General features: G+C 67.5%; 19 protein-coding genes and 1 other RNA gene. 3 read left to right on the top strand and 17 right to left on the bottom strand.

Features of this window, described 5'->3' with window-relative positions:
• Positions 1–12: 12 nt before the first annotated feature.
• From ftsA to GIW81_RS14035, 15 genes are all read right to left on the bottom strand, one after another.
• Complete coding sequence (gene ftsA / locus GIW81_RS14105; protein WP_154740010.1) at positions 13–1,290, bottom strand: cell division protein FtsA; 1,278 nt, start codon at positions 1,288–1,290, stop codon at positions 13–15.
• Positions 1,291–1,306: 16 nt separating this feature from the next.
• Positions 1,307–2,173 (bottom strand): cell division protein FtsQ/DivIB, encoded by an 867-nt coding sequence (locus GIW81_RS14100; protein WP_195930576.1) that lies wholly within the window; start codon positions 2,171–2,173, stop codon positions 1,307–1,309.
• Positions 2,174–2,235: 62 nt separating this feature from the next.
• On the bottom strand, positions 2,236–3,183 hold the full coding sequence (locus GIW81_RS14095; protein ID WP_154740008.1) for a D-alanine--D-alanine ligase: 948 nt from the start codon (positions 3,181–3,183) through the stop codon (positions 2,236–2,238).
• Entirely contained in the window at positions 3,180–4,145 is a 966-nt protein-coding gene (gene murB / locus GIW81_RS14090; protein ID WP_154740007.1) for a UDP-N-acetylmuramate dehydrogenase, read from the bottom strand. The genes GIW81_RS14095 and murB overlap by 4 nt, the downstream gene beginning before the upstream one ends.
• A 32-nt stretch (positions 4,146–4,177) precedes the next feature.
• Positions 4,178–5,611: a UDP-N-acetylmuramate--L-alanine ligase gene (murC, locus tag GIW81_RS14085; protein ID WP_154740006.1), complete on the bottom strand. Its 1,434-nt coding sequence runs from the start codon at positions 5,609–5,611 to the stop codon at positions 4,178–4,180.
• 73 nt (positions 5,612–5,684) lie between these two features.
• Positions 5,685–6,803 carry an undecaprenyldiphospho-muramoylpentapeptide beta-N-acetylglucosaminyltransferase gene (murG, locus tag GIW81_RS14080; protein ID WP_324615040.1) on the bottom strand — a complete coding sequence of 373 codons (1,119 nt, stop codon included), beginning with the start codon at positions 6,801–6,803 and terminating at the stop codon, positions 5,685–5,687.
• Positions 6,800–7,978, bottom strand: coding sequence for an FtsW/RodA/SpoVE family cell cycle protein (locus GIW81_RS14075; RefSeq protein ID WP_154740005.1), 1,179 nt, complete (start codon positions 7,976–7,978; stop codon positions 6,800–6,802). The genes murG and GIW81_RS14075 overlap by 4 nt, the downstream gene beginning before the upstream one ends.
• Positions 7,975–9,387, bottom strand: a complete 1,413-nt coding sequence (murD, locus tag GIW81_RS14070; protein WP_154740004.1) for a UDP-N-acetylmuramoyl-L-alanine--D-glutamate ligase — start codon at positions 9,385–9,387, stop codon at positions 7,975–7,977. Before murD ends, GIW81_RS14075 begins: the two co-directional genes overlap by 4 nt.
• A 43-nt stretch (positions 9,388–9,430) precedes the next feature.
• Positions 9,431–10,513, bottom strand: coding sequence for a phospho-N-acetylmuramoyl-pentapeptide-transferase (gene mraY, locus GIW81_RS14065; RefSeq protein ID WP_154740003.1), 1,083 nt, complete (start codon positions 10,511–10,513; stop codon positions 9,431–9,433).
• Positions 10,514–10,561: 48 nt separating this feature from the next.
• Positions 10,562–11,977: a UDP-N-acetylmuramoylalanyl-D-glutamyl-2,6-diaminopimelate--D-alanyl-D-alanine ligase gene (locus tag GIW81_RS14060; protein ID WP_154740002.1), complete on the bottom strand. Its 1,416-nt coding sequence runs from the start codon at positions 11,975–11,977 to the stop codon at positions 10,562–10,564.
• A 5-nt stretch (positions 11,978–11,982) separates the two neighbouring features.
• Positions 11,983–13,431 carry a UDP-N-acetylmuramoyl-L-alanyl-D-glutamate--2,6-diaminopimelate ligase gene (locus tag GIW81_RS14055; RefSeq protein WP_154740001.1) on the bottom strand — a complete coding sequence of 483 codons (1,449 nt, stop codon included), beginning with the start codon at positions 13,429–13,431 and terminating at the stop codon, positions 11,983–11,985.
• A gap of 123 nt (positions 13,432–13,554) precedes the next feature.
• Positions 13,555–15,288: a peptidoglycan D,D-transpeptidase FtsI family protein gene (locus GIW81_RS14050; RefSeq protein ID WP_324615039.1), complete on the bottom strand. Its 1,734-nt coding sequence runs from the start codon at positions 15,286–15,288 to the stop codon at positions 13,555–13,557.
• A complete protein-coding gene (ftsL, locus tag GIW81_RS14045; protein WP_154740000.1) occupies positions 15,289–15,609 on the bottom strand; it encodes a cell division protein FtsL in 321 nt (106 codons plus the stop codon).
• A gap of 23 nt (positions 15,610–15,632) precedes the next feature.
• Positions 15,633–16,661: a 16S rRNA (cytosine(1402)-N(4))-methyltransferase RsmH gene (gene rsmH, locus GIW81_RS14040; RefSeq protein ID WP_154739999.1), complete on the bottom strand. Its 1,029-nt coding sequence runs from the start codon at positions 16,659–16,661 to the stop codon at positions 15,633–15,635.
• Positions 16,658–17,167: a division/cell wall cluster transcriptional repressor MraZ gene (locus GIW81_RS14035; protein WP_154739998.1), complete on the bottom strand. Its 510-nt coding sequence runs from the start codon at positions 17,165–17,167 to the stop codon at positions 16,658–16,660. Before GIW81_RS14035 ends, rsmH begins: the two co-directional genes overlap by 4 nt.
• A gap of 329 nt (positions 17,168–17,496) precedes the next feature.
• Between GIW81_RS14035 and GIW81_RS14030 the strand changes: the two genes are divergently transcribed.
• On the top strand, positions 17,497–17,910 hold the full coding sequence (locus GIW81_RS14030) for a diacylglycerol kinase (RefSeq protein ID WP_154739997.1): 414 nt from the start codon (positions 17,497–17,499) through the stop codon (positions 17,908–17,910).
• A 13-nt stretch (positions 17,911–17,923) separates the two neighbouring features.
• Here GIW81_RS14030 and GIW81_RS14025 read toward each other — a convergent pair whose 3' ends face one another.
• Together GIW81_RS14025 and rnpB are read right to left on the bottom strand one after the other, a co-directional pair.
• Complete coding sequence (locus GIW81_RS14025) at positions 17,924–18,244, bottom strand: hypothetical protein (RefSeq protein ID WP_154739996.1); 321 nt, start codon at positions 18,242–18,244, stop codon at positions 17,924–17,926.
• A 187-nt stretch (positions 18,245–18,431) separates the two neighbouring features.
• Positions 18,432–18,878, bottom strand: an RNA gene (gene rnpB / locus GIW81_RS14020) — RNase P RNA component class A.
• Positions 18,879–18,953: 75 nt separating this feature from the next.
• Here rnpB and GIW81_RS14015 point away from each other — a divergent pair.
• Both GIW81_RS14015 and GIW81_RS14010 read left to right on the top strand, forming a co-directional pair.
• Positions 18,954–20,765 carry a lipase maturation factor family protein gene (locus GIW81_RS14015; protein ID WP_154739995.1) on the top strand — a complete coding sequence of 604 codons (1,812 nt, stop codon included), beginning with the start codon at positions 18,954–18,956 and terminating at the stop codon, positions 20,763–20,765.
• Positions 20,766–20,893: 128 nt separating this feature from the next.
• Positions 20,894–22,723 carry a phosphoenolpyruvate carboxykinase (GTP) gene (locus tag GIW81_RS14010; protein WP_154739994.1) on the top strand — a complete coding sequence of 610 codons (1,830 nt, stop codon included), beginning with the start codon at positions 20,894–20,896 and terminating at the stop codon, positions 22,721–22,723.
• The last annotated feature ends 120 nt before the right edge of the window (positions 22,724–22,843 follow it).

The following is a 22,843-nucleotide window of genomic DNA, read 5'->3' as shown; positions in this document are numbered from 1 at the left end:
CGGGCTTGTGAATTACGCGAAGCCTGTCTTCAACCACTCGCCGACGCGTTCCAAGTAGCCGCCGCCAAACCCATCGCGGCTCCGCAACGCCGGCACCTCACCGCTTCCCGACGCTGCCACCGCGAGCAAACCCGCAACGGTCGCGAACGCCGGACTAGACACCCCCTGCGGCAGCCCTACCGGCGCCTGCGGCCGGGCAACGCGCGCCGGCTTGCCGAGCGTGTTGGCGGCGAATTCGCCGAAGCCGACGAGCGCGCTCGCGCCACCCGTCAGGACCACCCGCTCGCCGGCAAAGGCCGAGACGCCGGCCTTTTCCATGCGCTCGCGCACCATGCCGAGAATACCCGCCACACGCGGACGAATGACCCCTGCAAGCTGCGCCTTCGTCGCCTCCCCGCGCGCCCCTTCCTCCTCGCCCGACAAGGCATAGGGGAAGGTTTCATACTCGTCGGACTGAGCGACGACCAACGTGCCGTATAGCGTCTTGATTCGCTCAGCCTCCGCAAGTGGTGTCTGCAAGGCTTGGGCGATATCCATGGTGATGTGGTGCCCGCCGACCGGCACGGTCGCGGCATGCACGAAGTGGCCGTCGGCGAACGCCGCGGCGGTTGCCGTGCCGCCGCCAATGTCGATGCAGGTGACGCCGAGGCGGCGTTCCTCCTCGGTCGTCGTCGCCAGCGCGCTAGCGTAGGGCGTAGCAATCAAGGCACGCACGTTGAGGTAGCAGCGCTCCACGACCAACATCAGGTTGCGGACCGGCGCCTCGTCGGCGGCGACGGTGTGCAGATCGGCCGCCAGGTGCGAGGCTGCCATGCCGCGCGGATCGTGCGCCCCGGCGACGCCGTCGACGCGGTAGCCGATCCGATTGAGGTGGATCAGCGTGCGCCCCTCGCGCTCGGCGTAGGCGTGGCCGCCGGCCATCAGGCGGTCGATGTCGTCGGCGCGGACCACGCCGCCAGGGACGTCGACGCTGGCGCCGAAGTTCGACGACTGCAGGCGTCCGCAGGAAACGGAGACGAATACCTCCTCCAGCGTCAGGTGCGCCATCCGCTCCGCCTGGGCGATGGCGGCGCGTACGGTAGTCTCCGCCTCGGCGAGATCGGTGATGACACCGGCCTTGAGGCCGCGCGAGCGCAGGTGCCCGATGCCGAGGACCCGCACGCGACGTCCGCTTCCCGGATGCTCGGGCGCATCGAGCGCGGCGATGATGCACGCGACCTTGCTCGTTCCGATGTCGAGCAGGCCGACGATCTCGGCGTTTCTGGCGTCAACTCTGTCGCGGCTCAGCATGGGGGCTTTCCTCGACCTAACTCTGCGTTTGATTGGTGGCGGTTTGCTGCGACGCGGGGCGCACGGTGACGCGGCCGCGCGAGCGCAGGTCGACGACAAGATTGCGGGACGTGAGCAGGTTGCCGAGCTCGTCGGGCGACGACAGCGCGGCAAAGGCACGGGCCTCGCGGTCGGAGCCCAGATGCACGACGACGCCGTCCTTCAGGTGCAGCGTCCAGCGGCGGCCGCCGACGCGCTCGGCCATCTCGAAGCGCTCGGCAATGCGTGGGAAGCGCACGATGAGCTCGAGCAGCGCCTGCGCCTGCTCGGGCGCACCGGCACCGGACAGGCGCGGCAGCTTCACGTTGGTCCCGGACTTGAGGGGCGAGAGGACGCGCCCGGAACCGTCGACGAGATACTCGCGGCCGTTGTTGATCCACAGGGCCGACGGCCGGCGCTCGGAGATGCGCACTTCTAGAGAGGCCGGGTAGATGCGGCTGATGGTGGCCGTCTGCACCCACGGCAGCGCCTCGATGCGGGTGCGTGCCGCGGCGGCGTCGAAGGTGATCAGCGAGCCGGTGTTGGGGATGTCGATGGCGGCGAACACGTCGGCGTCGGCGGTGAAGCGCTGGCCGGTGAGCGTCACCTGCTCGACGAGCAGTCCCGTCCATTGCAGCACCTGCTGCGTCTCGGGGAGGAACGTTGCAACGGCGCGCGTCTGCCTGCCGCCATCGGTCAAAAGCGAGAAGGCGAGGGCGCCGGAAAGCCCGGTGAACACGGCGACGCCGAGACGGCGGCCGTAGGCGGCCTGCTTGGAGGCGCGGCGACGGCGCGGAAGCACACCGGTGAGCGGCTGAGGTGTTTCGGATTCGTCGCGAGTGGGAGCGGTGAGGGTGGAGAACAAGGTCGCATTCGGATCTAGCGCCGGTGCCCTTGGCACCTGCTGCCCGATCTCAGTCGCGCCCCCTACCTGTTGCAACTCGCGTCCTCGACCAACCACCGCACGAGCTCGCCAAAGGACCAGCCCGCGTACTGCGCCAGCTCGGGTACCAACGAAGTCTCGGTCATTCCCGGCTGCGTATTGACCTCGAGGCAGATCAGCTCCGCCGCCCCATCGGTCGTGTCGTCGTAACGAAAATCCGCCCTGGCAGCGCCCCGGCATCCCAATGCCCGGCAGGCGGCCAATGTGTATTTCCGGACCAATTGGTAAACATCCGGTGAAATATCGGCCGGCAGCACGTGCTGCGACCCGCCCGGAGCGTATTTCGCCTCGTAGTCATAGAACTCGAGACCCTTCAGCGGCTTGATCTCGATGACGTCGGTGACGAAGTCGCCGATGACGGCGCAGGTCAGCTCGCGGCCAGGGATGTAGCGCTCGACCATCAGGAGGTCATCCGGGTCGCCCAGCTCGCCGATCTTCGCCGGCGGCCCGTTGGCGCCGACCTCGACGATGACGACGCCGACGCTCGAGCCTTCCGCGACGGGCTTTACGACATAGGGCGGGGCGAGCACGTGGCGGCTCATGGCGTCACGGCGCGTCACCACCTCGGCGTCGGCGACCGGCACGCCGGCCGGCCCCATGACGTCCTTGGCGCGCTCCTTGTGCATGGCGAGCGACGAGGCGAGCACGCCCGAGTGCGTGTAGGGAATGCCGAGGCACTCCAGCAGACCCTGGACGCAGCCGTCCTCGCCGAAGCGGCCGTGCAGCGCGTTGAAGCACACGTCGGGCGACACTTCCTTCAGACGTTGCGCGAGATCGCGGCCGACGTCGATCGTCGTCACCTTGTAGCCTTCGCCTTCCAGCGCCTTGGCGCATGCCGCGCCCGAGCGCAGGCTCACCTCGCGCTCCGCCGACCAGCCGCCCATGAGCACGGCGACATGCCCGTGCGTGCGCTCCGGCGCCTTTCCGATCATATGACCTCTGCTTGTGCGAGCGCTTCGCCGGTCGGGCAGCCGGGGAGCGGCTCGCCGAGGCGGATGATTTCCCACTGCAGCGAGATGGCGGAGCGCGCCTTGACGCGTGCGCGTACGGTCTCGCCGAGACGCTCGATGTCCTCGGCGGTGGCGCCGGCGTCGTTGATGAGGAAGTTGCAGTGCATCTCGGAGACCTTGGCACCGCCGACGCGAAGGCCACGGCAGCCGGCCTCGTCGATCAGCTTCCAGGCACTATGTCCGGGTGGGTTCTTAAAGGTCGAGCCGCCGGTGCGCTCGCGGATCGGCTGGTTCTTCTCGCGGTAGTCGGCGACCTCGTCCATCTCCTTCAAGATGGCGGCAGGCTCGCCGGCGGTGCCCTGGTACAGCGCCTCGGTGAGGATCCAGTCGGCCGGCACCTCGCTGTGGCGGTAGGTGAAGCCCATGTCGGTGAGCGACAGGACATGGACTTTGCCGGAGCGGTCGACGGCACGCGCCTCGATCAGCACGTCCTTGGTCTCGCGCCCGTGGGCGCCGGCGTTCATGCGCAGCGCGCCGCCGATCGATCCGGGTATGCCGCGGTAGAAGGCGAGACCGGCGACGCCGGCGTCGGCGGCAGCACGCGCGACCTTCACGTCCGGCACAGCGGTGCCGGCGCGGATGCGGTTGCCGGGCTCCGGCGTAATCGACGCGAAACCCTTGCCGAGACGAATGACGACGCCCGGCACGCCGCCGTCGCGCACCAAAAGATTGGAGCCGAGGCCGACGACGGTGACGGGCAGATCGGCTGGGATGCCGGCGAGGAAATAGGCGAGATCAGCCTCGTCGGCGGGGGAGAACAGCGCCTGCGCCGGACCGCCGACGCGGAACCAGGTGATGTCGGCGAGCTTGGCGCCGGACGACATCCGTCCGCGCAGCTCAGGCAGCTTGGCTTGGAGGTCAGCGCTCAGGTCCGGCAACGTCAACGTGCGCCTCCGTGGGAGCTATGGGGGCGATCTTACGCGTTGGCGCGGCGCGGTTCATCGGCGCCGAGCAAGCCGGGGAGCGCGTGCGCCCACTCGGTCGAGGTTCCGGCGCCGAGACAGATCACCATGTCGTTGGGACGCACCATCCGGCGCAGCAGCCCCGGTAGCTCGCGGATGTGATCGATGGCGATCGCCGACGGGTGCCCCGTCTTGCGGATTCCTTCCGCCATGTAGTGCTGGTCGATGCCCTGCAGCGGCTGCTCGCCGGCCGAGTAGAGCGGGCCGACGATGACGTTGTCCGCCTCGTTGAAGCAGGCGCAGAACTCGCCGAAGAGGTCGTGCACGCGCGAATAGCGGTGGGGCTCGAACACGGCAATGACGCGGCCCCGGGCACCGGCGCGGGCGGCGGCCATCACCGCGGCGATCTCGGCCGGATGGTGCGCGTAGTCGTCGTAGATCGACGCGCCATTCCAGTTTCCGGTCAGCTCGAAGCGGCGTTTGACGCCGGTGAATGTCGACAGCGCGGCGCGGATGGCATTGTCGGGGATGCCGGCTTCACTCGCCGTCGCGATGGCGGCCAGTGCGTTGAGCGCGTTGTGCTGGCCCGCGACCGGAATCGCCCAGCCGCGGATCTGCCGCTCGCCACCCTTCACGCGCGGACCCAAGTCGGCGTCGATGACGATGCCGCCGCGGTCCTGCGTCAGGCCGCGCAGCAGGAGGTCGGCGCCGCGCGTGGTGCCGTAGGTGAGCAGGCGGCGGCCGTCGCGGCGCAGCTCCAGGCGCTCGATCATGTCGCGCACCACAGGATGGTCGGTGCAGGTAACGGCGAGGCCGTAGAAGGGAATGTTGCGGAAGAAGGTCTCGAACTCGCGGTGCATGTTCTCGACCGACTTGAAGTAGTCGAGGTGCTCGGGATCGATGTTGGTGACGAGGCCGATCTGCGTCGGCAGGCGCACGAAGGTGCCGTCGGATTCATCCGCCTCGACGATCATCCACTCGCCCTTGCCGAGGCGGGCGTTGGTGCCCCATTCCTGGATGATGCCGCCGGAGATGACGGTCGGATCGGCGCCGGCGGCGGCGAAGATGTGGGCGATGAGCGAGGTGGTCGTCGTCTTGCCGTGCGTGCCGGTGACCGACACGGTCGAGTAAAGACGCATCAGCTCGGCGAGGATCTCGGCGCGACGGATGACGGGCAGGCCTTTGGCGCGGGCCGCCTCGAGCTCGGGGTTGCCAGCCTTCACGGCGCTGGAGATGACGATCGAGCGGGCGCCGACGAGGTTCACCGCGTCGTGGCCGATGAACACGCGCACGCCCTTGGCGCGCAGACGGCGGACGTTGGCGGAATCCTTCTGGTCGCTGCCTTGGACGGAGTAGCCCTTCGCCAGCAGAATTTCGGCGATGGCGCTCATGCCGATGCCGCCGATGCCGATGATGTGGAAGGTCCCGATCTCACGGGGCATCTGCATGGTGTGGTCCCTCGTCCGTTCGTCGTCGACCAATGCCGCCAGCTTCGTGGCCCGCTTATGGCGGGGGCGCCCCTTAGCCCCCTACTCGACCCGACCGCATCAACTCCTCGGTGAGATCGGCCAGGCGTCCCACCGCGTCCGGCCGGCCGAGTTTTTTGGCGGCGTCGGCGGCCGTGGCCAACGCATCTGGATCACCCAACAGCTTACCGATGTCCCGCGCAAGGCGCTGCGGCGACAAATCCTTCTGTTCGATACACCAAGCCGCACCTGATTCGGCAAGACGGGACGCGTTCTGGAGCTGATCATTGTCGAGCGCGTGCGGCAGCGGGACCAGGATCGATGGGCGGCCGACCACCGTTAACTCAGCGACCGTCGACGCACCGGAACGGCCGACGACGAGCTGCGCCTTGGCCATGCGCTCGGGCAGGTCTGAGAAGAAGTGCGACACCTCGGCATTGATGCCGCTGGCGCGATAAGCGGCGGAAACGCCTTCGGCATCCTCGGCACGGGCCTGCTGCACCACCTCGAGCCGGTGACGCAACTCCATGGGCAAGAGCGCCAGAGCGGGCGGCACCGCCTCGGAGAAGAAGCGGGCGCCCTGGCTCCCGCCGAACACGAGGAGCGACACGCGCCCGTTGGCCTGCGGCTTCCAGTACGGGCGGCGCGCCGCCTCGATGACGGAGGTGCGGACGGGATTGCCGGTGAGCCGCGCCTTGGAGGCAAGCTCGGGCGCGAGATACTTGGTCGCCGCGAACGACGTGGCGATGCCGGTGACACCCTTGGCGAGCATCTTGTTGGCGCGGCCGAGGACGGCGTTCTGCTCATGCAGTAGCGTGGGGATGCCACGCAGTTGCGCCGCCTTCAACGGCGCAAAGGTCGGATAGCCGCCGAAGCCGACGACCACCCTGGGCTTCAGCGTGCCGAGGAGACTGAACGAGGCAACGATCCCGCGCGACAGCATGAGCGCGGTGCGGGCGACGGCAACGGGCGACTTCGAGCCGATCGTCGCCGACGGCAGGCGGTGGATGCTGCGCGCCGGAAAGCCGGTGCCGTACCGGTCGCCGCGCATGTCGGTCGCGAGATCGACGGGGATGCCGCGGCGCGCAAGCTCCTCGGCCAGCGCCTGGGCGGGGAAGAGATGCCCGCCCGTGCCGCCCGCGGCGAGGAGAACCGATCCGATCTGCTTATTCACTTTTGTACGGGTCCGGTTGGGTGCAGACCGACAACGTCGGGCAGCAGCGGGGGTTTCTTGACGCGCGCGACGTCCGGACGGTGCCGCGTCAGGGCGAGCAGCATGCCGAGCGTGATCGACACGGCGATCATCGACGAGCCGCCCGACGAGACGAATGGCAGGGTGATGCCTTTGGCCGGCAACAGCCCGACATTGACACCCATGTTGATGAGCGCCTGCAGGCCGAACAGCAGCGCCAGCCCCTGGATCGACAGGCGCGTGGCGGCGTCCTTCTCCTGCGCCGCGGCGATGAGCGCGCGCATGACGATGAAGGCGAAGAGGCCGAGCAGCACGAGGCAGGCAATGACGCCGTATTCCTCGGCGACGACGGCGAAGATGAAGTCCGTGTGCGCGTCGGGCAGCGCCGTTTTGATCGTGCCTTCGCCGGGACCGCGGCCGAGAAATCCGCCCTCGGAGAACGAGCGCATGGCGCGGTCGAGCTGCGAGTTGTCGCCCGGCGTCGGCGAGAAGAACTTGTCGATGCGGAAGCGCACGTGCGCGAAAGTCGAGTAGGCGAAGACGAGCCCCATCGCCCCGCAAACGCCGATGATGCCGGCGCCGAGCAATGCCTGCCCCGACAGATAGTAGAGCGTGCCCCACACGGCAGTGACGAGCAGCGTCTGCCCGACGTCCGGCTGCGCGATCAAGAGCCCCGTGAAGCAGACGGCAACGAGAATGGCGAGCGGCAGCGCCGGCATGTCGGCGCGCCGCTGGCTCTCGGCGAACAGCCAGGCGGAGACGACGACGAAGCCGGGCTTGGCGAACTCGGACGGCTGGATCGAATGGCCGCCGATGGCGAGCCAGCGTTGCGCGCCGTGGATTTCCGGGCCGACGAAGTAGACCGCGACGAGGCCCGCCATGGATACGGCGAACAATCCGAGCGCCAAGCGGCGCACGCCGCGCGGCGGGAACAACGACACCGTCAGCATGATGAGCACGCCGAGGGCGGAAAAGAGCAGGTGGCGCTCGACGAAGTAGTAGGTCGGCAGTCCCTTGCGGATGGCGACGGCGGGGCTTGCGGCCAGCGACAGGATCAAACCCGCCGCGACCAGGGCGAGGATGGCGCCGACGAGCACGTGATCGACGGTGAACCACCAGTCGGCGACGCGGCTGCGGTCGGCGCGCGACAGCCTCATGCACCGCCCCGCTTCATGCTGATCCCGGGGAGGGCGGCAACGAGGGCGCGGAAGGCGTCGCCCCGCACCTCGAAATTGCGGTACTGGTCGAACGAGGCGCAGGCGGGGGAGAGAAGCACGACGGGCTCGCCGGAGGCAGCGGCTGCGTCGCGTGCTGCAGCGGCAGTGGCGGCATCCAGGGTGCCGCAGCGGTCGAACGCCACCTTGCCTTCGAGCGTCGCGGCAAACTCCTCCGTCGCCTCGCCGATCAAGTACGCCTTGGCGACACGATCGAAATATGGGGTGAGCGCGGTGATGCCGCCCGACTTCGGCTTGCCGCCAAGGATCCAAAAGATATCGCGCGGAAACGACAGCAGCGCCTTCTCGGTCGAATCCGCGTTGGTCGCCTTGCTGTCGTTGACGAACAGCGTGCGTCCCTGGTGGCCTAGCTCCTCCATCCGATGCGCGAGACCGGGGAACGTCTTCATGCCGCCCGCGATCTCGGCAGCAGTGAGCGGCTGCGGCAGCGACAGAAGCGCCGCGGCGGTGGCGCAGGCGTTCTCCGCGTTGTGCGCCCCGCGCAGCGAGCCGACGCCTGCGAGGTCGGCGATCTCGGTCGTCGCCCCGCCCTGGCGCAGCACGACCTTGCCGCCATCGGCGCCGACGTCGCATTCAGCGTCGGCGCGCGCGGAGATGCGCAGGACCTTGTCGGCACCCTTGGTGGCGATCAGCTTCTCGGCGATGGCGCGGCAATACTTGTCGTCGACGCCGACGACGGCGCGAGCAGCACCCAGCACTAGCTGGGCCTTCACCGCCGCGTAGTTTTCGATGGTGCCATGCCGGTCGAGATGATCGGGCGTGACGTTGAGCAAGACTCCGACGGAGGCATCGAGGCTCGGCGCCAGGTCGATCTGGTAGGACGAGCACTCGATGACGTAGTGGCGGCCCGGCTTGAACTCACCGAGCGACAGCATGGCGGTGCCGATGTTGCCCCCGACCTCCGTATCGCGTCCGGCCTCTTTGAGGAGGTGCGCGGTGAGGGCCGTGGTCGTCGACTTGCCGTTGGTGCCGGTGATGCAGACGAGCGGCACGTCGAAATTTTGCAGCCGGCGTTCGCGGCAGAAGAGCTCCAGGTCGCCGATCACGTCCACGCCCGCCAGCCTGGCGGCGCGCACGGTCCAGTGCGGCGCGGGGTGGGTGAGCGGCACGCCGGGAGCCAGAACGAGAACGGTGAATACCGCCCAGTTCGCGTCCTTGAGGTCGGCGGTCTTCAATCCGGCCGCAGCGGCGGCCTCGACGCCCGCGGCGCTGTCGTCGCTGCACACGACGTCGGCGCCGCCTTCGACGAGGGCTTTCGCCGTGGCGATGCCGGACGCCCCCAGCCCGAATACGGCGACGCGCCTGCCCGCGAGCGTTGTGATGCGAATCATGGGCGGAAATCTAACGCAAGTGGAGCCGATTGACGTCCAAGGCTTAGCGCAGCTTCAGGGTAGCGAGGCCAACCAGCGCCAGGATCACGGAAATGATCCAGAAGCGCACCACGACGGTCGATTCCTGCCAGCCCTGCTGCTCGTAGTGGTGGTGCAGCGGCGCCATCCGGAACACGCGCTTTCCGGTCGCCTTGTAGGAGGCCACCTGAATGATGACGGAGAGCGTCTCGAGCACGAACAGACCGCCCACGATGGCGAGCACGATCTCGTGCTTGGTGGCGACGGCTATGGCGCCCAGGGCGCCGCCGAGCGCCAGCGAACCCGTATCGCCCATGAAGATCATGGCGGGCGGCGCGTTGAACCATAGGAAGCCCAGGCCTGCGCCGATCAGCGCGCCGCAGATGATGGCGAGTTCGCCGGTGCCGGCGACATAGTGGATCTGCAGGTACTGGGCGAATTTGGCATTGCCGATGAGGTAGGCGATGAGGCCGAAGGTGGCGGCGGCGATCATCACCGGTACGATGGCGAGGCCGTCGAGGCCGTCGGTGAGGTTCACAGCGTTGCCGGCGCCGGCAATGGTGAGCACGCCGACCACGACGAAGAATATCCCGAGGTCGAGCACCGCGTTCTTGAAGAACGGTAAGGTCAGCACCTTGCTGATCTCCGGCGGCCCCAGATACATGACGAAGCCGGTCGCCACCGCGGCGATGAGGATTTCCAGCCCGAGGCGTATGCGGCTGGAGAAGCCGGAAGACGTGCGGCGCGTCACCTTCAAGTAGTCGTCATAGAAGCCGATGGCGCCGTAGCCCAGCGTCACGCCCAGCACGATCCAGATGTAAGGGTTGCCGAGGTTTGCCCACAGCAGCGTCGAGACGGTGACGCCGGCGAGGATCATGAGGCCGCCCATGGTCGGCGTGCCGACCTTGGCGAGATGCGACTTCGGACCGTCGTCGCGGATCGGCTGACCCTTGCCCTGCTTGACGCGGAGCAGGTCGATGATGCCGGGGCCGAACAGCATGACGAAAAGTAGCGCGGTGAAGATCGCGCCGCCGGTCCGGAAGGTGATGTATTTGAAGACGTTCAGCACACCAATCTGGTCGCTGAAGCTCACCAGTTCATACAGCATCCAACTCTCCGAACGGCATCTGCCATCTCCCCCGCGGCGCGGCCTGACTTACGACCGCACGCGCTCCCTGTCGCTCTTGGCAATCAGCGCCTCGACGATCGGCGCCATGCGCGAGCCCAGCGAGCCCTTGATCATTACCACGTCGCCGCCGCGCACTGTCTCCGTCACCGCCGCGACAATTCCGTCCGACGTTGGCGCCCAGGCCCCCCGGCGCGCCTGCGGCAGCGCCTCGAAGAGACGCTGCATGTTGGGGCCACAGGCAAAGACCAGATCGACCTCGGCCGCGTCAACCGGCTCGTTGAGGGCCGCGTGCAGCGTGCCCGAGTTCTCGCCGAGCTCCAGCATGTCGCCTAACACCGCGATGCGACGGGCAAATCGCGTGCGCGGCACGGTCGCCATGGCGGCGAGGGCGGAGCGCATCGAGGCCGGGTTGGCGTTGTAGCTTTCATCGATGAGCAGGAGCGGACCGCTTCCCAGCGCGATTTCCTGACGGGCCCCACGGCCCTTGGCAGCGCGCATCTCGGAGAGTGCGCCGACGGCCTTCTCGACATCGGCATCGAGCGCGTCGAGCGCGGCGACGACGGCCAGCGAGTTCTGAGCAAGGTGTGCCCCCGGTGCGCCGATGCGATAGGCGATGCGGCGTCCGCCAATGTCGACCGCCACGTTCGTCCCCTCGGCATCGAGGGCGAAGACTTCCGGGCGGACATCGGCGTTTTCATGGCGGCCGAAGGAGACGATGCGGGCGCCATGCTCATGCGCGCGGCGCGCAAGCAGATCGAAGTGCTGGTTGTCGCGCGGGAGAATGGCGACGCCGCCCGGCTCCAGACCGGAAAAGATCTCCGCCTTGGCCTCGGCGATCTTGTCGGTGGTGCCGAAGAATTCCAGATGCACCGGCTCGACGGTTGTCACAATGGCGACATGCGGGCGCACGAGCGCCGTCAGCGGCGTGATCTCGCCGGCGTGGTTCATGCCGATCTCGAACACGCCGTAGCGGACACCGGCCGGCATGCGCGCGAGCGTCAGCGGCACGCCCCAGTGATTGTTGAAGGACTTTTCGGCCGCATGTGTCGGCGCCAAGCGCGATAGGCAGTTGCGCAACGCCTCTTTCGTGCCGGTCTTGCCGACACTGCCGGTGACGGCAACGATGCGCGCATCGCTACGCCGGCGCGCCGCAGCGGCGATGCTGCGCAAACCTTCGAGCGTATCGAGCACGCGCAAGAGCGGGCCATCGCCGTCGACGCGCTTGTATTCCGTCGAAACCAGCGCCGCGGCAGCTCCCTGACGAAACGCCTGCAGCACGAAGTCGTGCCCGTCGCGCACGTCACGCAGGGCGACGAACACCTCGCCGGGTTGCAGCGACCGCGTATCGATCGAGAAGCCGGCAATGGGTGCCGACGGCGTGCCGTCGGCCGCGCCGATGGCGGCGGGCACCAGGTCTTCCCACGTCCACAGCGCTCCGGTCATTTGGGTCAGCCGTGCTCCAATGCTTTGCGGACCTCGTCGTGGTCCGAGAAGGGCAGCACTTTGTCGCCGACGATCTGACCGGTTTCGTGGCCCTTGCCGGCGACGACCAGAACATCGCCCGGGCCCAGCATGGCCACGCCCGCGGCGATCGCCTCGGCGCGGTCGCCGATCTCGCGGGCGCCGGGGGCGGCGGCGAGGATCTCGGCGCGGATCGCCGCTGGCTTCTCGGTGCGCGGGTTGTCGTCGGTGACGATGACGACATCGGCCTTGGCGACGGCAATGCCGCCCATGATCGGACGCTTGCCCTTGTCGCGGTCGCCGCCGCAGCCCATGACGCAAATGAGCTTGCCGGTGGCGAATGGGCGTAGCGCGTCGAGAATGGCGGCGAGCGCTTCGGGCTTGTGGGCGTAGTCGACGGCCGCCAGGCCGCCGCGCACTTCGCCGATGATTTCCAGCCGGCCCTTGACGCCCTTCAGTCCCTGCAAAGCCGGCAGCACCCGTCCGGCGACCTCGCCGGTGGCGATGGCGAGACCGGCGGCGACGAGTGCGTTCGACGCCTGGTACTCGCCGAGCAGCGGCAGGCGGATATCGAACACGCGGCCTTCGTGCGCCACGGACATGCGCTGCGCGAAGCCTTCGCGCACCAGCCGCTCGAGCTTCAGTGTCCCGCCGGAGCGGCCGACCGTGAAGACGCGGCGGCCCGCGTCCTCGGCGACCTCGACGGCGCGCGCGCCGCCGTCGGCGTCGACATTGATCACCGCCGTTCCATCCTCGGGGAGCAGCTCGGAGAAGAGACGCAGCTTGGCGGCAAGATAGGCTTCCAGCGTCGGATGATAGTCGAGGTGGTCGCGGCCGAGATTGGTGAAGCCGGCGGCCTTGATGACCACGCCATCGAGGCGGTGCTGATCGAGCCCGTGCGACGACGCCTCGAACGCCAAGTGCGTGACGCCCTCGGCGGCGAGCTCGGCCAGCGTCTTGTGGAGCGACACGGGATCCGGCGTGGTGAGCGAGCCATAGACGGCTGCATCCGGCTTGATCAGGCCGATGGTGCCGAGCGAAGCGCTCTTGTGCCCGAGCGCCGCATAGATCTGTCGCGTGAAGTCGGCGACCGACGTTTTGCCGCTGGTGCCGGTAACGGCGACGACGGTACCCGGCTGCTGCAGGCCGTAGAAGCGTGCGGCCATGAGCGCGAGCAGGCGGCGCGGCTCGGCGACACGCAGCACCGGCACGTCGCCGACACTCACTTCCGCGTCTTGCCCGGCGAGGACCGCCACAGCGCCCCTGGCGACGGCGTCGCCGATGAAGCGCGCGCCGTCGGCTTTGCTGCCGGCGATGGCGGCAAACACGTAGCCCGGGCGCACGCTGCGGCTGTCGGAGGTGATGCCGGCGACTTCGACGTTGCCGGCACCCGGCGGAGCGTTAGCGTCGGCCCCGATGAGCGAGGAGAGAAGCATGGTTCTCCTAGTGTCCTGATCGCGAAATTCGTCGCCTCGTGCCGCAGATGTAGAACGAATTTCGCGATCATCACACTGGTGCTGTGTGGAACTCAACGCCTCGACGGCCCGATCGACGGGCACTCACCGAGCTTCATATTTTGCGGGCGAGGCAGCGTCAAACGCCAGCCCCGAGTTGCCCGACAATGCGGCCTGCGTGGGCAGTATCCCGAGCAGCGGCCCGATGCGCGAGATGACGCGCGCGGTAGTCGGCGCGGCATTGCGCGAAGCGAGCACTTCGCCGCCCGTTTCTTTGTTCGCCGTCGGCTCGAACAGCATGACGAACACGAGGTAGCGCGGCTTATCCATAGGAAATGCTGCGAGGAACGACGAGATCACCGCCTTTTCGCGGTAGCCGCCAACACCCGGCATTTCCGCCGTACCGGTCTTACCGCCGACCTGGTAGCCGGGCACGTCGGCGCGCTTGCCGGTGCCGGCCGGCTCGGCGACGTTGCGCCGCATCAAATCGCGCATCTTCTGGCTCGTCGCGGCACTCATGAGCGGAATGTCGGCGACGCCGGAATCGAACGGGCGCTTGATATAGGTCGGCGTCACCTTGCGTCCGCCGTTGACGACGGCCGACGCCGCGGCGGCAAACTGCAGGGGCGCCAAGGCGATGCCATGCCCATACGAGGCGGTGATCGTCTCGGTCTCGCCCCAGCGCGGCGGCAGCTGCGGCGGGGAGACGTTGCCCGCCTCCGTCTTGATGGCGTCGGTGAGCTGCATGTGGCGGAGGAACGCTTGGAAGCGGTCCGGTCCGGCCTGCAGCGCCAGCATGGCGGCGCCGACGTTGGAGGAATGCAGGAATATCTCCGCCACGGTGAGCGGCCGGCGCAGCGGATGCAAATCCTTGATGGTGAAGCCGCCTGATTTCAGCTCCTTGCGGACGTCGACGATCGTCTCGGGCGTTGCCAACGCCTGGTCGATGGCCATCGCCACAGTGAGCGTCTTGAACACGGAGCCGAGCTCGAACGTGCTGCCGGAAATCTTGTCGGCGCGCGCACTGTCCATATTGGGCCGCGCCGGATCGACCTCGGGCAGCGACGCCGAGGCGACGATCTCGCCGGTGTCGACGTCGAGCACGATGCCGGCGGCACCCTGCGCCTCGTAGCGCTTGACGGCGTCGGCGAGCTCCGCCTCCACCGCGTGCTGGACGCCGATGTCGAGCGACAGGCGTACGGGCGGGCGTTCGGCGCGCGTGGCGCTCTGCACGGCTTCGACGCCGACGATGTCGTCGACGTAGCGCTCGATGCCCGACACGCCCTTGTTGTCGATGTTGACGTAGCCGAGCACGTGGCCGGCGAGATTGCCGCCGGGATAGGCGCGACGCAGCTCGCGGCGGAAGTCGAGGCCGGGAAGCCCGAGGTCGTGCACGGCTTGTGCCGTGCGCGGCGGCAAGCCGCGGCGAACCCACACGAAGCGGCGGTCCCGATCGGAGAGGTCGCGGCGCAGCGCGTTGCGGTCGAGATCGGGGAAAACGACAGCGAGCTTCTCGATCACCTCGTCGCGGTCGAGGACGCGCGCCGGATCGGCGAACAGCGAGTAGGCCACGACGTCGGTGGCGAGCAGGCGCCCGTTGCGATCGACGATGTCGGGGCGCGCGTAGCTCTGCGCTACGGTCTCGCTCAGCGAAATGGAGCTGTCGGTGAGCCCCGCCAAGGCGAGGCGCACGAGCTGGGCACCGATGGCCATGAAGAACAGCGCCATCACCACCGTGGCTATGAGCGTACGCAGCGGACCGTTGGCGCCGCCCGGATCACCTGCCCCGGGCTGGCCACCGCCGTCCGTCTCGTGCTCGCTGGCTGGCGCCGCGCTCACTCAGTTTCCCTTCTTCTTGCCGGTAGCGGCGACGCTGCCCGTTGCCGTCGCGCGGTCGAGCGCCGCCTGAGGCGTCGCCGCAAGCTGCTGTTCGGAGGCCGGGCCGAGGCCGAGCGCGCGGGCGAGCGGCTCGATGCGCTCGGGACGAGCGAGGTGGGCGCGTTCCGCCTTCAGCACGGCGATGTCGCCGCGCGTCTTCTCGATGGCGCGCTCCTGCTGCTCGACGCGCGCTTCAAGCTGCCGAGTGTCGTAGTTGCTGGAATAGAGAATGAAGGCGCTGGCCAGCGTCAGCATCAGTGCGCCGAGAATGATGATCCGCATCGCTCCCCCTCTAGCGTCCGTTGCTAGTCCTCGACCGCGGGCACCCCGAGCTCTGCTTCGTCGAGCGGCCATGCCGGTGCTTGCGTACGCACCGCCGCCCGCAGCCGTGCCGATCTGGCGCGCGGGTTTACCTCGAGTTCTTCTTTCTGAGGTGTTAACGGGCGCCGGTTAACAATTTCAAAACTTGGGGGCTCGGATTTTATCGATTGCGCAGGAAGATGCCGCGAACCCTGCGATTCCTTGCCCGATCGCTCCTGCAAAAAGCGCTTCACGATCCGGTCTTCCAGCGAATGGAAGGTCACGACCACCAGGCGGCCGCCCGGCTTCAGACAGCGTTCGGCAGCTGAAAGCGCGCGCGCCAGCTCGCCCAACTCGTCGTTCACGTAGATGCGTAGCGCCTGGAACGTCTGTGTCGCCGGATGCTGCGGGTCGCCGCGGCGACCGCCGACCGCGCGCGAGACGATCTCAGCCAGCTGCCGCGTGGTGGTGATCGGCGCTTCCGCGCGCAGCTTCACGATGGCGCGGGCGATGGCGCGCGAGCGGCGCTCCTCGCCGAGCACATAGAGAATGCTGGCCAGCGCTTCCTCATCGGTCTTGTTGACGACGTCGGCGGCCGACGTCCCCGACGACGACATGCGCATGTCGAGCGGTCCCTCGGCCTGGAAGGAGAAACCGCGCTCCGCCACGTCGAGCTGCATCGATGAGACGCCGATATCGAGCACGATCCCATCGACGGGGCTGACGTCCTGCTCGCGGGCGACGAGGTCCAGTTCCGAGAAGCGTGATTCGACGACCGTCAGCCGGTCACCGAACTCGCGCTTGAGGGATTGGCTGCCGAGAATGGCGTTGGGGTCGCGGTCGAGCGCGAGGACGCTGCAATCAGCAGCTTCGAGAATGGCGCGCGTGTAGCCGCCGGCGCCGAACGTTCCATCGATGTAGGTAGCACCGTCTACGGGCCGGAGGCCTTCAACCACCTCCGAAAGCAGCACGGGGATGTGGCGTGCGCGGCCAGGCTCAGTGAATTTGCCTCCTGGCCGGCCGCGCGCCGTCATCCCCGTGCTCCTTCGCTTCCGTCATCCTCGTCTGAGGATAGACGGTTCCCCGCGCCGAAGAGCTTACGTGTCTGGTGGACTTTCTCCCGCGCCCGCTCGCGCCGCTCGGCGAAGCGTTCCGGGCTCCACATCTGAAATTTGTCACCCAGGCCCACAAAAGTGACTTGGGTCGAAAGGCCGGCGTGCGCGCGAAGGCCTTCAGGAAGGCTGATGCGGCCGTCGCCGTCGATCGCGAGAACCTGGACGTCGCCATAGAGGGCGACAGAGAGCTCATCGCGCTCGTCCGAATAGTCCGGCAGGCCCGCGAGAAGCCCATCGATCTTCTTTGCAAGTCTCTCGCCGCCAGCATCGAGAGCCGGAGCTTCGAGCGCGGGGTAGCAGTAGATGCCGCCAGCGCCTCCAGAGGCATAGCCGTCGCGCTCGAGAACGGCGCGGAAGGGAGCTGGGATTGAGACCCGGCCTTTGGCGTCGATCTTGTTTGTGAATGTCGAGACAAAGCGGTCCATCCCTTCGTTCCGGCCTCGCGCACCACTCGAAAAACCAACGCACGTTCGAAGGCCTTGCCTTCGTCTGCCGATGCACCGGCCGGGGGGCCGTGGCGGTCGCTCGGGGCCCTGAGCCCTCGATCAGGACCGGCGCCCAGCCACGGGACCCTGCCCGGTGCGGTCGGGCCAATATGGGATCGCATGGGATCAGATGGACGTCAATGGTTTGTTAAGGGTTTTTCCCGGGTACGTTTGGTTGCACAGACGGGTGTGGACCGGCGGACGCAGCTTGCGTCGCCGGGCGCCTGCGCCTATGGCCGGGCAAGCGGCAAAAGACGGGATTTCTCAAGATGCAGATGCCTGACGTGCGCTCGATGTGCGCCATCGGCCTTTCGGGCCAATTGGGCCTCGGCGGCCACCTTCCCTGGGAGGGGAACAAGGGGCCGGAGTTTCGCGAGGACGTCGCCAATTTTTTCAGGACGACGCGAGGCCATGTGCTGCTCGCCGGACCGACGACGGCGCGCGCGGTGCCCGATTACGAGCGCCAGCACATGACGATCGTCGAGCTGCGCTCGCACATGGATCCGGAGGAGACGCTGGCCAAGTTTGCCGGCCGCGTCGTGTTCATCGGCGGCGGCCCGGTGGTGTGGGACGTCTACGCCAAATACATCCGCCACTGGGACATCACCCGTCTCCCCTACGACGGGCCGGCGGATCGATGGTTCGATCCGAAGTGGCTCGTCGCAGGTGGAAAGACGAAGTGACGATGACCGCGGCTCAGTAGCAGCAGCCGCGGCGGCGCGGCGCGTAGTAGTACGGCTGCACGTAGCGCTGGCGCGGCACGTAGACCGGCTGCGGGTAGTAGGTGCCGGCGGGCCCGGTCACGTAGCCGCAACAAGCCTGATAGACCGGACGCGGATAGTACGCGTAGGCAGGCGGCACGACGTAGAGAACGGGCGGGCCGTAGTAGACCTGCGGATACATCGGGGCATAGTCGCGGTACCAGCGATAAGCGCGGGCGTCGGCATCGCCGGCGGTGGCGCCGAGAGCCGCGACGCCAGCCGAAGCGGCCAGCACAGCAGTGAGCAGTTTACGCATTGAAAGACCTCCATCAGCCGTGCTGTGAGGCTAAGCGGGATTGTTTACCGCCGAATTGAAATTTCGCAGCTAAATCAAGCGATAAAGCGCCGTGAATTAAGGTCCGATTGGCGCCTGATCCGAATTGCGACGATGTCGGATCGCTTCGTCCAGAAGCGTCTGCGCAACTGCTAATTCCCGGAAGTAAATTGCCAGCTGGCCTGTAAGCCGGGTTCTGTCTGGAAGGTAGCCCAACACCGGCTTGCCGAGTGTTGGCCAAGATTCCCTCCGCGACGGCCATTCGTCTGGGACGCCCATTGCTGAGCGCCTCAAGCAACCAACCCGGATGGCGGGTCTGAAGACGGGACCTGGCGCCGCGTTGCCGCGCGCCCGGCCATCCCTATTTGGTCTTGCTCCCGGTGGGGTTTGCCCTGCCACGACCGTCGCCGGCCGCGCGGTGCGCTCTTACCGCACCCTTTCACCCTTACCTCCGGCGAACCGAAGGCGGTTTGCTTTCTGTGGCACTTTCCCTGGGGTCGCCCCCGGCGGCCGTTAGCCGTCACCGTGTCTCCATGGAGCCCGGACTTTCCTCCACCGGGTTTGCTCGATGGGCCACAGACGCCCGCAATCCGGCAGCGGCCGTCCGGCCAGCTGGCAATCTGAATAAGGCCCCCCGCGGGCCGTCGCGTCAAGGCCCGGCCGCGGTGCTGCATGTTGTACAGTCCCGCGCATGGCGGATGCGCGCGCGACGTTCATCTTCGACGGCGACTGCGGGATCTGCCGCACGTGGGTGAATTACTGGCGCCAGCTGACGGGCGACGCGGTCGTCTACCGCTCGTACCAGGAGGCGGCGGGCGAGTTTGCGGCCATCCCCGCAGACGCCTTCCGGCACGCGGTCCAGCTTATCGAGCCGGGCGGCGAAGTGCTCTCCGGCGCCGCGGCGACGTTCAAGCTGCTAAGCTACGCACCGGGGCGGGGCACCTCGTGGTGGCTATATCGCCATGCACCTGGCTTTGAACCGGCGAGTGAACTCGCGTACCGGGTCCTGTCACAGCGACGCGGGTTGCTCACCTGGCTGACGCACGCTCTTTGGGGCCGAAAGCTCGAACCCGAGCGCTACGACCTGGTCGCCTGGCTGTTCTTGCGCGGGCTGGGGCTCGTCTATCTCGCCGCGTTCCTTTCGCTCGCCGCGCAGATCCGCGGCCTTGTCGGCGCGCAAGGCATCCTGCCGCTGGGCGAATACCTCGACGCCGCGCACCAAGGGTGGGGCACCGACGCCTATTGGCGCCTGCCGACGCTCTTCTGGCTCGACGCGAGTGATGCGGCGCTGATCGCCGGCGCCTGGCTGGGCGTCGCGCTCGCCGGGCTGCTGACGCTTGGCATCCTGCAGCGCGTCGCGCTTGTCGGGTTGTTCGCGCTCTACCTGTCGTTCGTCTACGCCGGCCAGATTTTCATGACCTACCAGTGGGACATGCTGCTGGTGGAGGCGGGCTTTCTCGCGATATTTCTGACGGGCGGCTCGCGCATCGTCGTGTGGCTCTACCGCCTGCTGCTGTTCCGCTTCCTGTTCCTCGCCGGGCTCGTGAAGCTCGCGTCGGGCGATCCGACGTGGCAGCAGCTCACCGCGCTCGACTATCACTTTTTCACGCAGCCGCTGCCGTCGCCGCTCGCCTATTACGCGGCGCAGCTGCCGCACTGGCTGCTGTCGGCGGGCACTGCCGCGGCACTCGTCATCGAGCTTGTCGCCGTGGCGCTGATCTTCCTGCCGCGCCGCCCGCGCATGCTCGCCGCTGCGCTGGTGATCGGCTTCCAGGTGCTGATCATGCTGACCGGCAGCTATAACTGGTTCAACCTCCTGACCATCCTGTTGTGCCTGTTCCTGCTCGACGATCAGGTGCTGCGGCGCTTCATGGGCGCCGACTTCGCTGCAGCCATAGTCGCGCTGGCGCCGCGACCGGGGCGCGTCGCTCCGGTGCTGGCGGCGCTGGTGGCGGTCATCGTCGTGCCGATCGGCGTCAACCTCGTCTACTCCTCGCTCACCGGGCGCAACATCCCGCTCGCCGGCGCGATGACCGAAGCGCTGGCGCCGCTGCTCATCGTCAATCCCTACGGCCTCTTCGCGACGACGACGACGACGCGCCCGGTGCTCATCCTCGAAGGTTCGGCCGACAATCGAACGTGGCGCGAATACGTGCTGCCGTTTCTTCCCGGCCCCGTCGATCGTGCTCCGAAGTGGAACATCCCGTACCAGCCGCGCCTCGATTGGCAGCTTTGGTTTGCGGGCTATAGCGCCCCCGGACAGCAACGATGGCTCGAACGGCTCATGCAGCGGCTGCTCGAAGGCAGTCCGCATGTCGTGGCGCTCTTTCGCGAGACGCCCGGCGGCGCGCGACCGCCGAAGTACATACGCGCGCAGCTTTACGACTATCGCTTCGCACCTGCTGGAAGCGCCGCGTGGTGGGAGCGCCGCCTCGACGGCGCCGTGCTTCCGGCCTTAACGCTCGAAGACTTTCGCCGCACTGCACCATTAGGTGTTCGATAAGGCCCCCGCTGCCGTGGATATGCCTCTGCCGGCACGAGAGCGATTGCCTGCCGCTCGATCCGTTGCAATGATGCCCTTCGAAGCCAGACACTTTTGAAAAAATCCAAAGCTTCGAGGAAACGCTGCCAATGAATGTTCAGACTGCGATCAATTCGGGGGCCGCGTCTGGCCCGGCACCTACCACCAACCCCAAAGTCCTTGCATTCGTCGAAGAAGCACGCGCGCTGTTCAAGCCCGACAGCGTCTACTGGTGCGACGGCAGCAAAGAAGAATACCAGGCGATGCTCAAGGCGTTGGTCGATGGCGGCACCGCCATCCGGCTGAACGAGGAGCTCCGCCCGAACTCGATCCTCGTGCGCTCCGACCCGCTCGACGTCGCCCGCGTCGAGGACCAGACCTACATCTGCTCCGCCTCCAAGGAGGATGCCGGCCCGACCAACAACTGGTTCGACCCGGCGGAGATGAAGGTGACGCTGTCGAAGCTCTACGACGGCGCCATGGCCGGCCGCACGATGTACGTCGTGCCTTACTCCATGGGTCCGATCGGCTCGCCCATCGCCGGCATCGGCGTGATGGTCACTGACAGCGCCTATGCCGTCGCCAACATGCACATCATGACCCGCGTCGGCTCCAAGGTGTGGGAGGCGCTCGGCAACTCGGAGGACTTCGTGCGCGGCCGGCATACGGTCGGCGCACCGCTATCGACACCCACGGCGGCCGACGTGCCCTGGCCGTGCAACAAGACCAAGTACATCTCGCACTTCCCCGAGACGCGCGAGATCTGGTCCTACGGCTCCGGCTACGGCGGCAACGCCCTCCTCGGCAAGAAATGCCACGCCCTGCGCATCGCTTCGGTGAAGGCGCGCGACGAAGGCTGGATGGCCGAGCACATGCTCATCCTCAAGCTGACCAACCCGGAAGGGCGCGTGAAGTACGTTGCTGCCGCGTTCCCGTCGGCGTGCGGCAAGACCAACCTCGCCATGCTGGTGCCGACCATCCCCGGCTGGTCGGCGGAGACCATCGGCGACGACATCTGCTGGATGAAGTTCGGCGCGGACGGCCGGCTCTACGCGATCAACCCGGAGACCGGGTTCTTCGGCGTCGCGCCCGGCACGTCGAACGATTCCAACTTCAACGCCATGCGCACGCTGACCGAGAACTGCATCTACTCGAACGTCGCCCTCACCGACGACGGAGACGTGTGGTGGGAGGGCATGACGGCGAAGCAGCCCGACCATCTCGTCGACTGGATGCGCCGCAACTGGACGCCGGGCTGCGGTCGCACCGCGGCACACGCCAACGCCCGCTTCACCGCACCTGCCGGCCAGTGCCCGGTCGTCGCGGCGGAGTGGGAGGACCCCAAGGGCGTGCCGATCGACGCCATCCTGTTCGGCGGCCGCCGCGCCTCGACGGTGCCGCTCGTCATGGAAGCGCTCAACTGGGTGCACGGCACCTTCCTCGGCTCCATCATGGCCTCGGAAAAAACCGCTGCCGCCGCCGACGCCAAAGGCGACATCCGCCGCGACCCGATGGCGATGCTGCCCTTCTGCGGCTACCACATGGGCGATTATTTCGCCCATTGGCTGAAGGTGGGCGAGAAGGGCGGCGCCAAGATGCCGAAGGTCTTCCAGGTGAACTGGTTCCGCAAAAACGCGGCCGGCAAGTTCATGTGGCCCGGCTATTCCGACAACAGCCGCGTGCTGAAGTGGATCTTCGAGCGCTGCGACGGCAACGCCGGCGCGGTCGAGACGCCGATCGGCCGCCTGCCGGCGGAAGGCTCGCTCGACGTGAAGGGCCTGAAGGTCAACATGGCCGACATGCAGGCGCTGAACAGCGTCGACAAGGAAGGCTGGAAAGCGGAGCTGCCATCGATCCGCGAGCACTACGCGACGTTCGGCGACAGACTGCCGAAGCAGCTTGCCGACGAGCTCAGCGCGCTGGAGCGGCGCCTGGGCTGAACCGTCATCGGTTGATGGGCACTACAAGGGCCGCGCGGGAAACCGCGCGGCCCTTCTGTGTCCACACGTCTCCGCGATGCTCATCTTGACAGAGCACCCTCGCGGCGCACGTTGATGGCA

Origin of the sequence: Hyphomicrobium album (assembly GCF_009708035.1) — a bacterium.
Taxonomy (GTDB): domain Bacteria; phylum Pseudomonadota; class Alphaproteobacteria; order Rhizobiales; family Hyphomicrobiaceae; genus Hyphomicrobium_A; species Hyphomicrobium_A album.
Note: the sequence above shows the minus strand (reverse complement) of the source record. Positions and strands in the feature narration are given on the sequence as shown.

What these genes read in the sequence shown, in the direction of transcription:
- ftsA (WP_154740010.1), bottom strand. Translation starts at nt 1,290, where the DNA reads ATGCTGAGCCGCGACAGAGTTGACGCCAGAAACGCCGAGATCGTCGGC.
- GIW81_RS14095 (WP_154740008.1), bottom strand. Translation starts at nt 3,183, where the DNA reads ATGATCGGAAAGGCGCCGGAGCGCACGCACGGGCATGTCGCCGTGCTC.
- murC (WP_154740006.1), bottom strand. Translation starts at nt 5,611, where the DNA reads ATGCAGATGCCCCGTGAGATCGGGACCTTCCACATCATCGGCATCGGC.
- GIW81_RS14075 (WP_154740005.1), bottom strand. Translation starts at nt 7,978, where the DNA reads ATGAGGCTGTCGCGCGCCGACCGCAGCCGCGTCGCCGACTGGTGGTTC.
- murD (WP_154740004.1), bottom strand. Translation starts at nt 9,387, where the DNA reads ATGATTCGCATCACAACGCTCGCGGGCAGGCGCGTCGCCGTATTCGGG.
- mraY (WP_154740003.1), bottom strand. Translation starts at nt 10,513, where the DNA reads ATGCTGTATGAACTGGTGAGCTTCAGCGACCAGATTGGTGTGCTGAAC.
- GIW81_RS14060 (WP_154740002.1), bottom strand. Translation starts at nt 11,977, where the DNA reads ATGACCGGAGCGCTGTGGACGTGGGAAGACCTGGTGCCCGCCGCCATC.
- GIW81_RS14055 (WP_154740001.1), bottom strand. Translation starts at nt 13,431, where the DNA reads ATGCTTCTCTCCTCGCTCATCGGGGCCGACGCTAACGCTCCGCCGGGT.
- ftsL (WP_154740000.1), bottom strand. Translation starts at nt 15,609, where the DNA reads ATGCGGATCATCATTCTCGGCGCACTGATGCTGACGCTGGCCAGCGCC.
- rsmH (WP_154739999.1), bottom strand. Translation starts at nt 16,661, where the DNA reads ATGACGGCGCGCGGCCGGCCAGGAGGCAAATTCACTGAGCCTGGCCGC.
- GIW81_RS14035 (WP_154739998.1), bottom strand. Translation starts at nt 17,167, where the DNA reads ATGGACCGCTTTGTCTCGACATTCACAAACAAGATCGACGCCAAAGGC.
- GIW81_RS14030 (WP_154739997.1), top strand. Translation starts at nt 17,497, where the DNA reads ATGCAGATGCCTGACGTGCGCTCGATGTGCGCCATCGGCCTTTCGGGC.
- GIW81_RS14025 (WP_154739996.1), bottom strand. Translation starts at nt 18,244, where the DNA reads ATGCGTAAACTGCTCACTGCTGTGCTGGCCGCTTCGGCTGGCGTCGCG.
- GIW81_RS14015 (WP_154739995.1), top strand. Translation starts at nt 18,954, where the DNA reads ATGGCGGATGCGCGCGCGACGTTCATCTTCGACGGCGACTGCGGGATC.
- GIW81_RS14010 (WP_154739994.1), top strand. Translation starts at nt 20,894, where the DNA reads ATGAATGTTCAGACTGCGATCAATTCGGGGGCCGCGTCTGGCCCGGCA.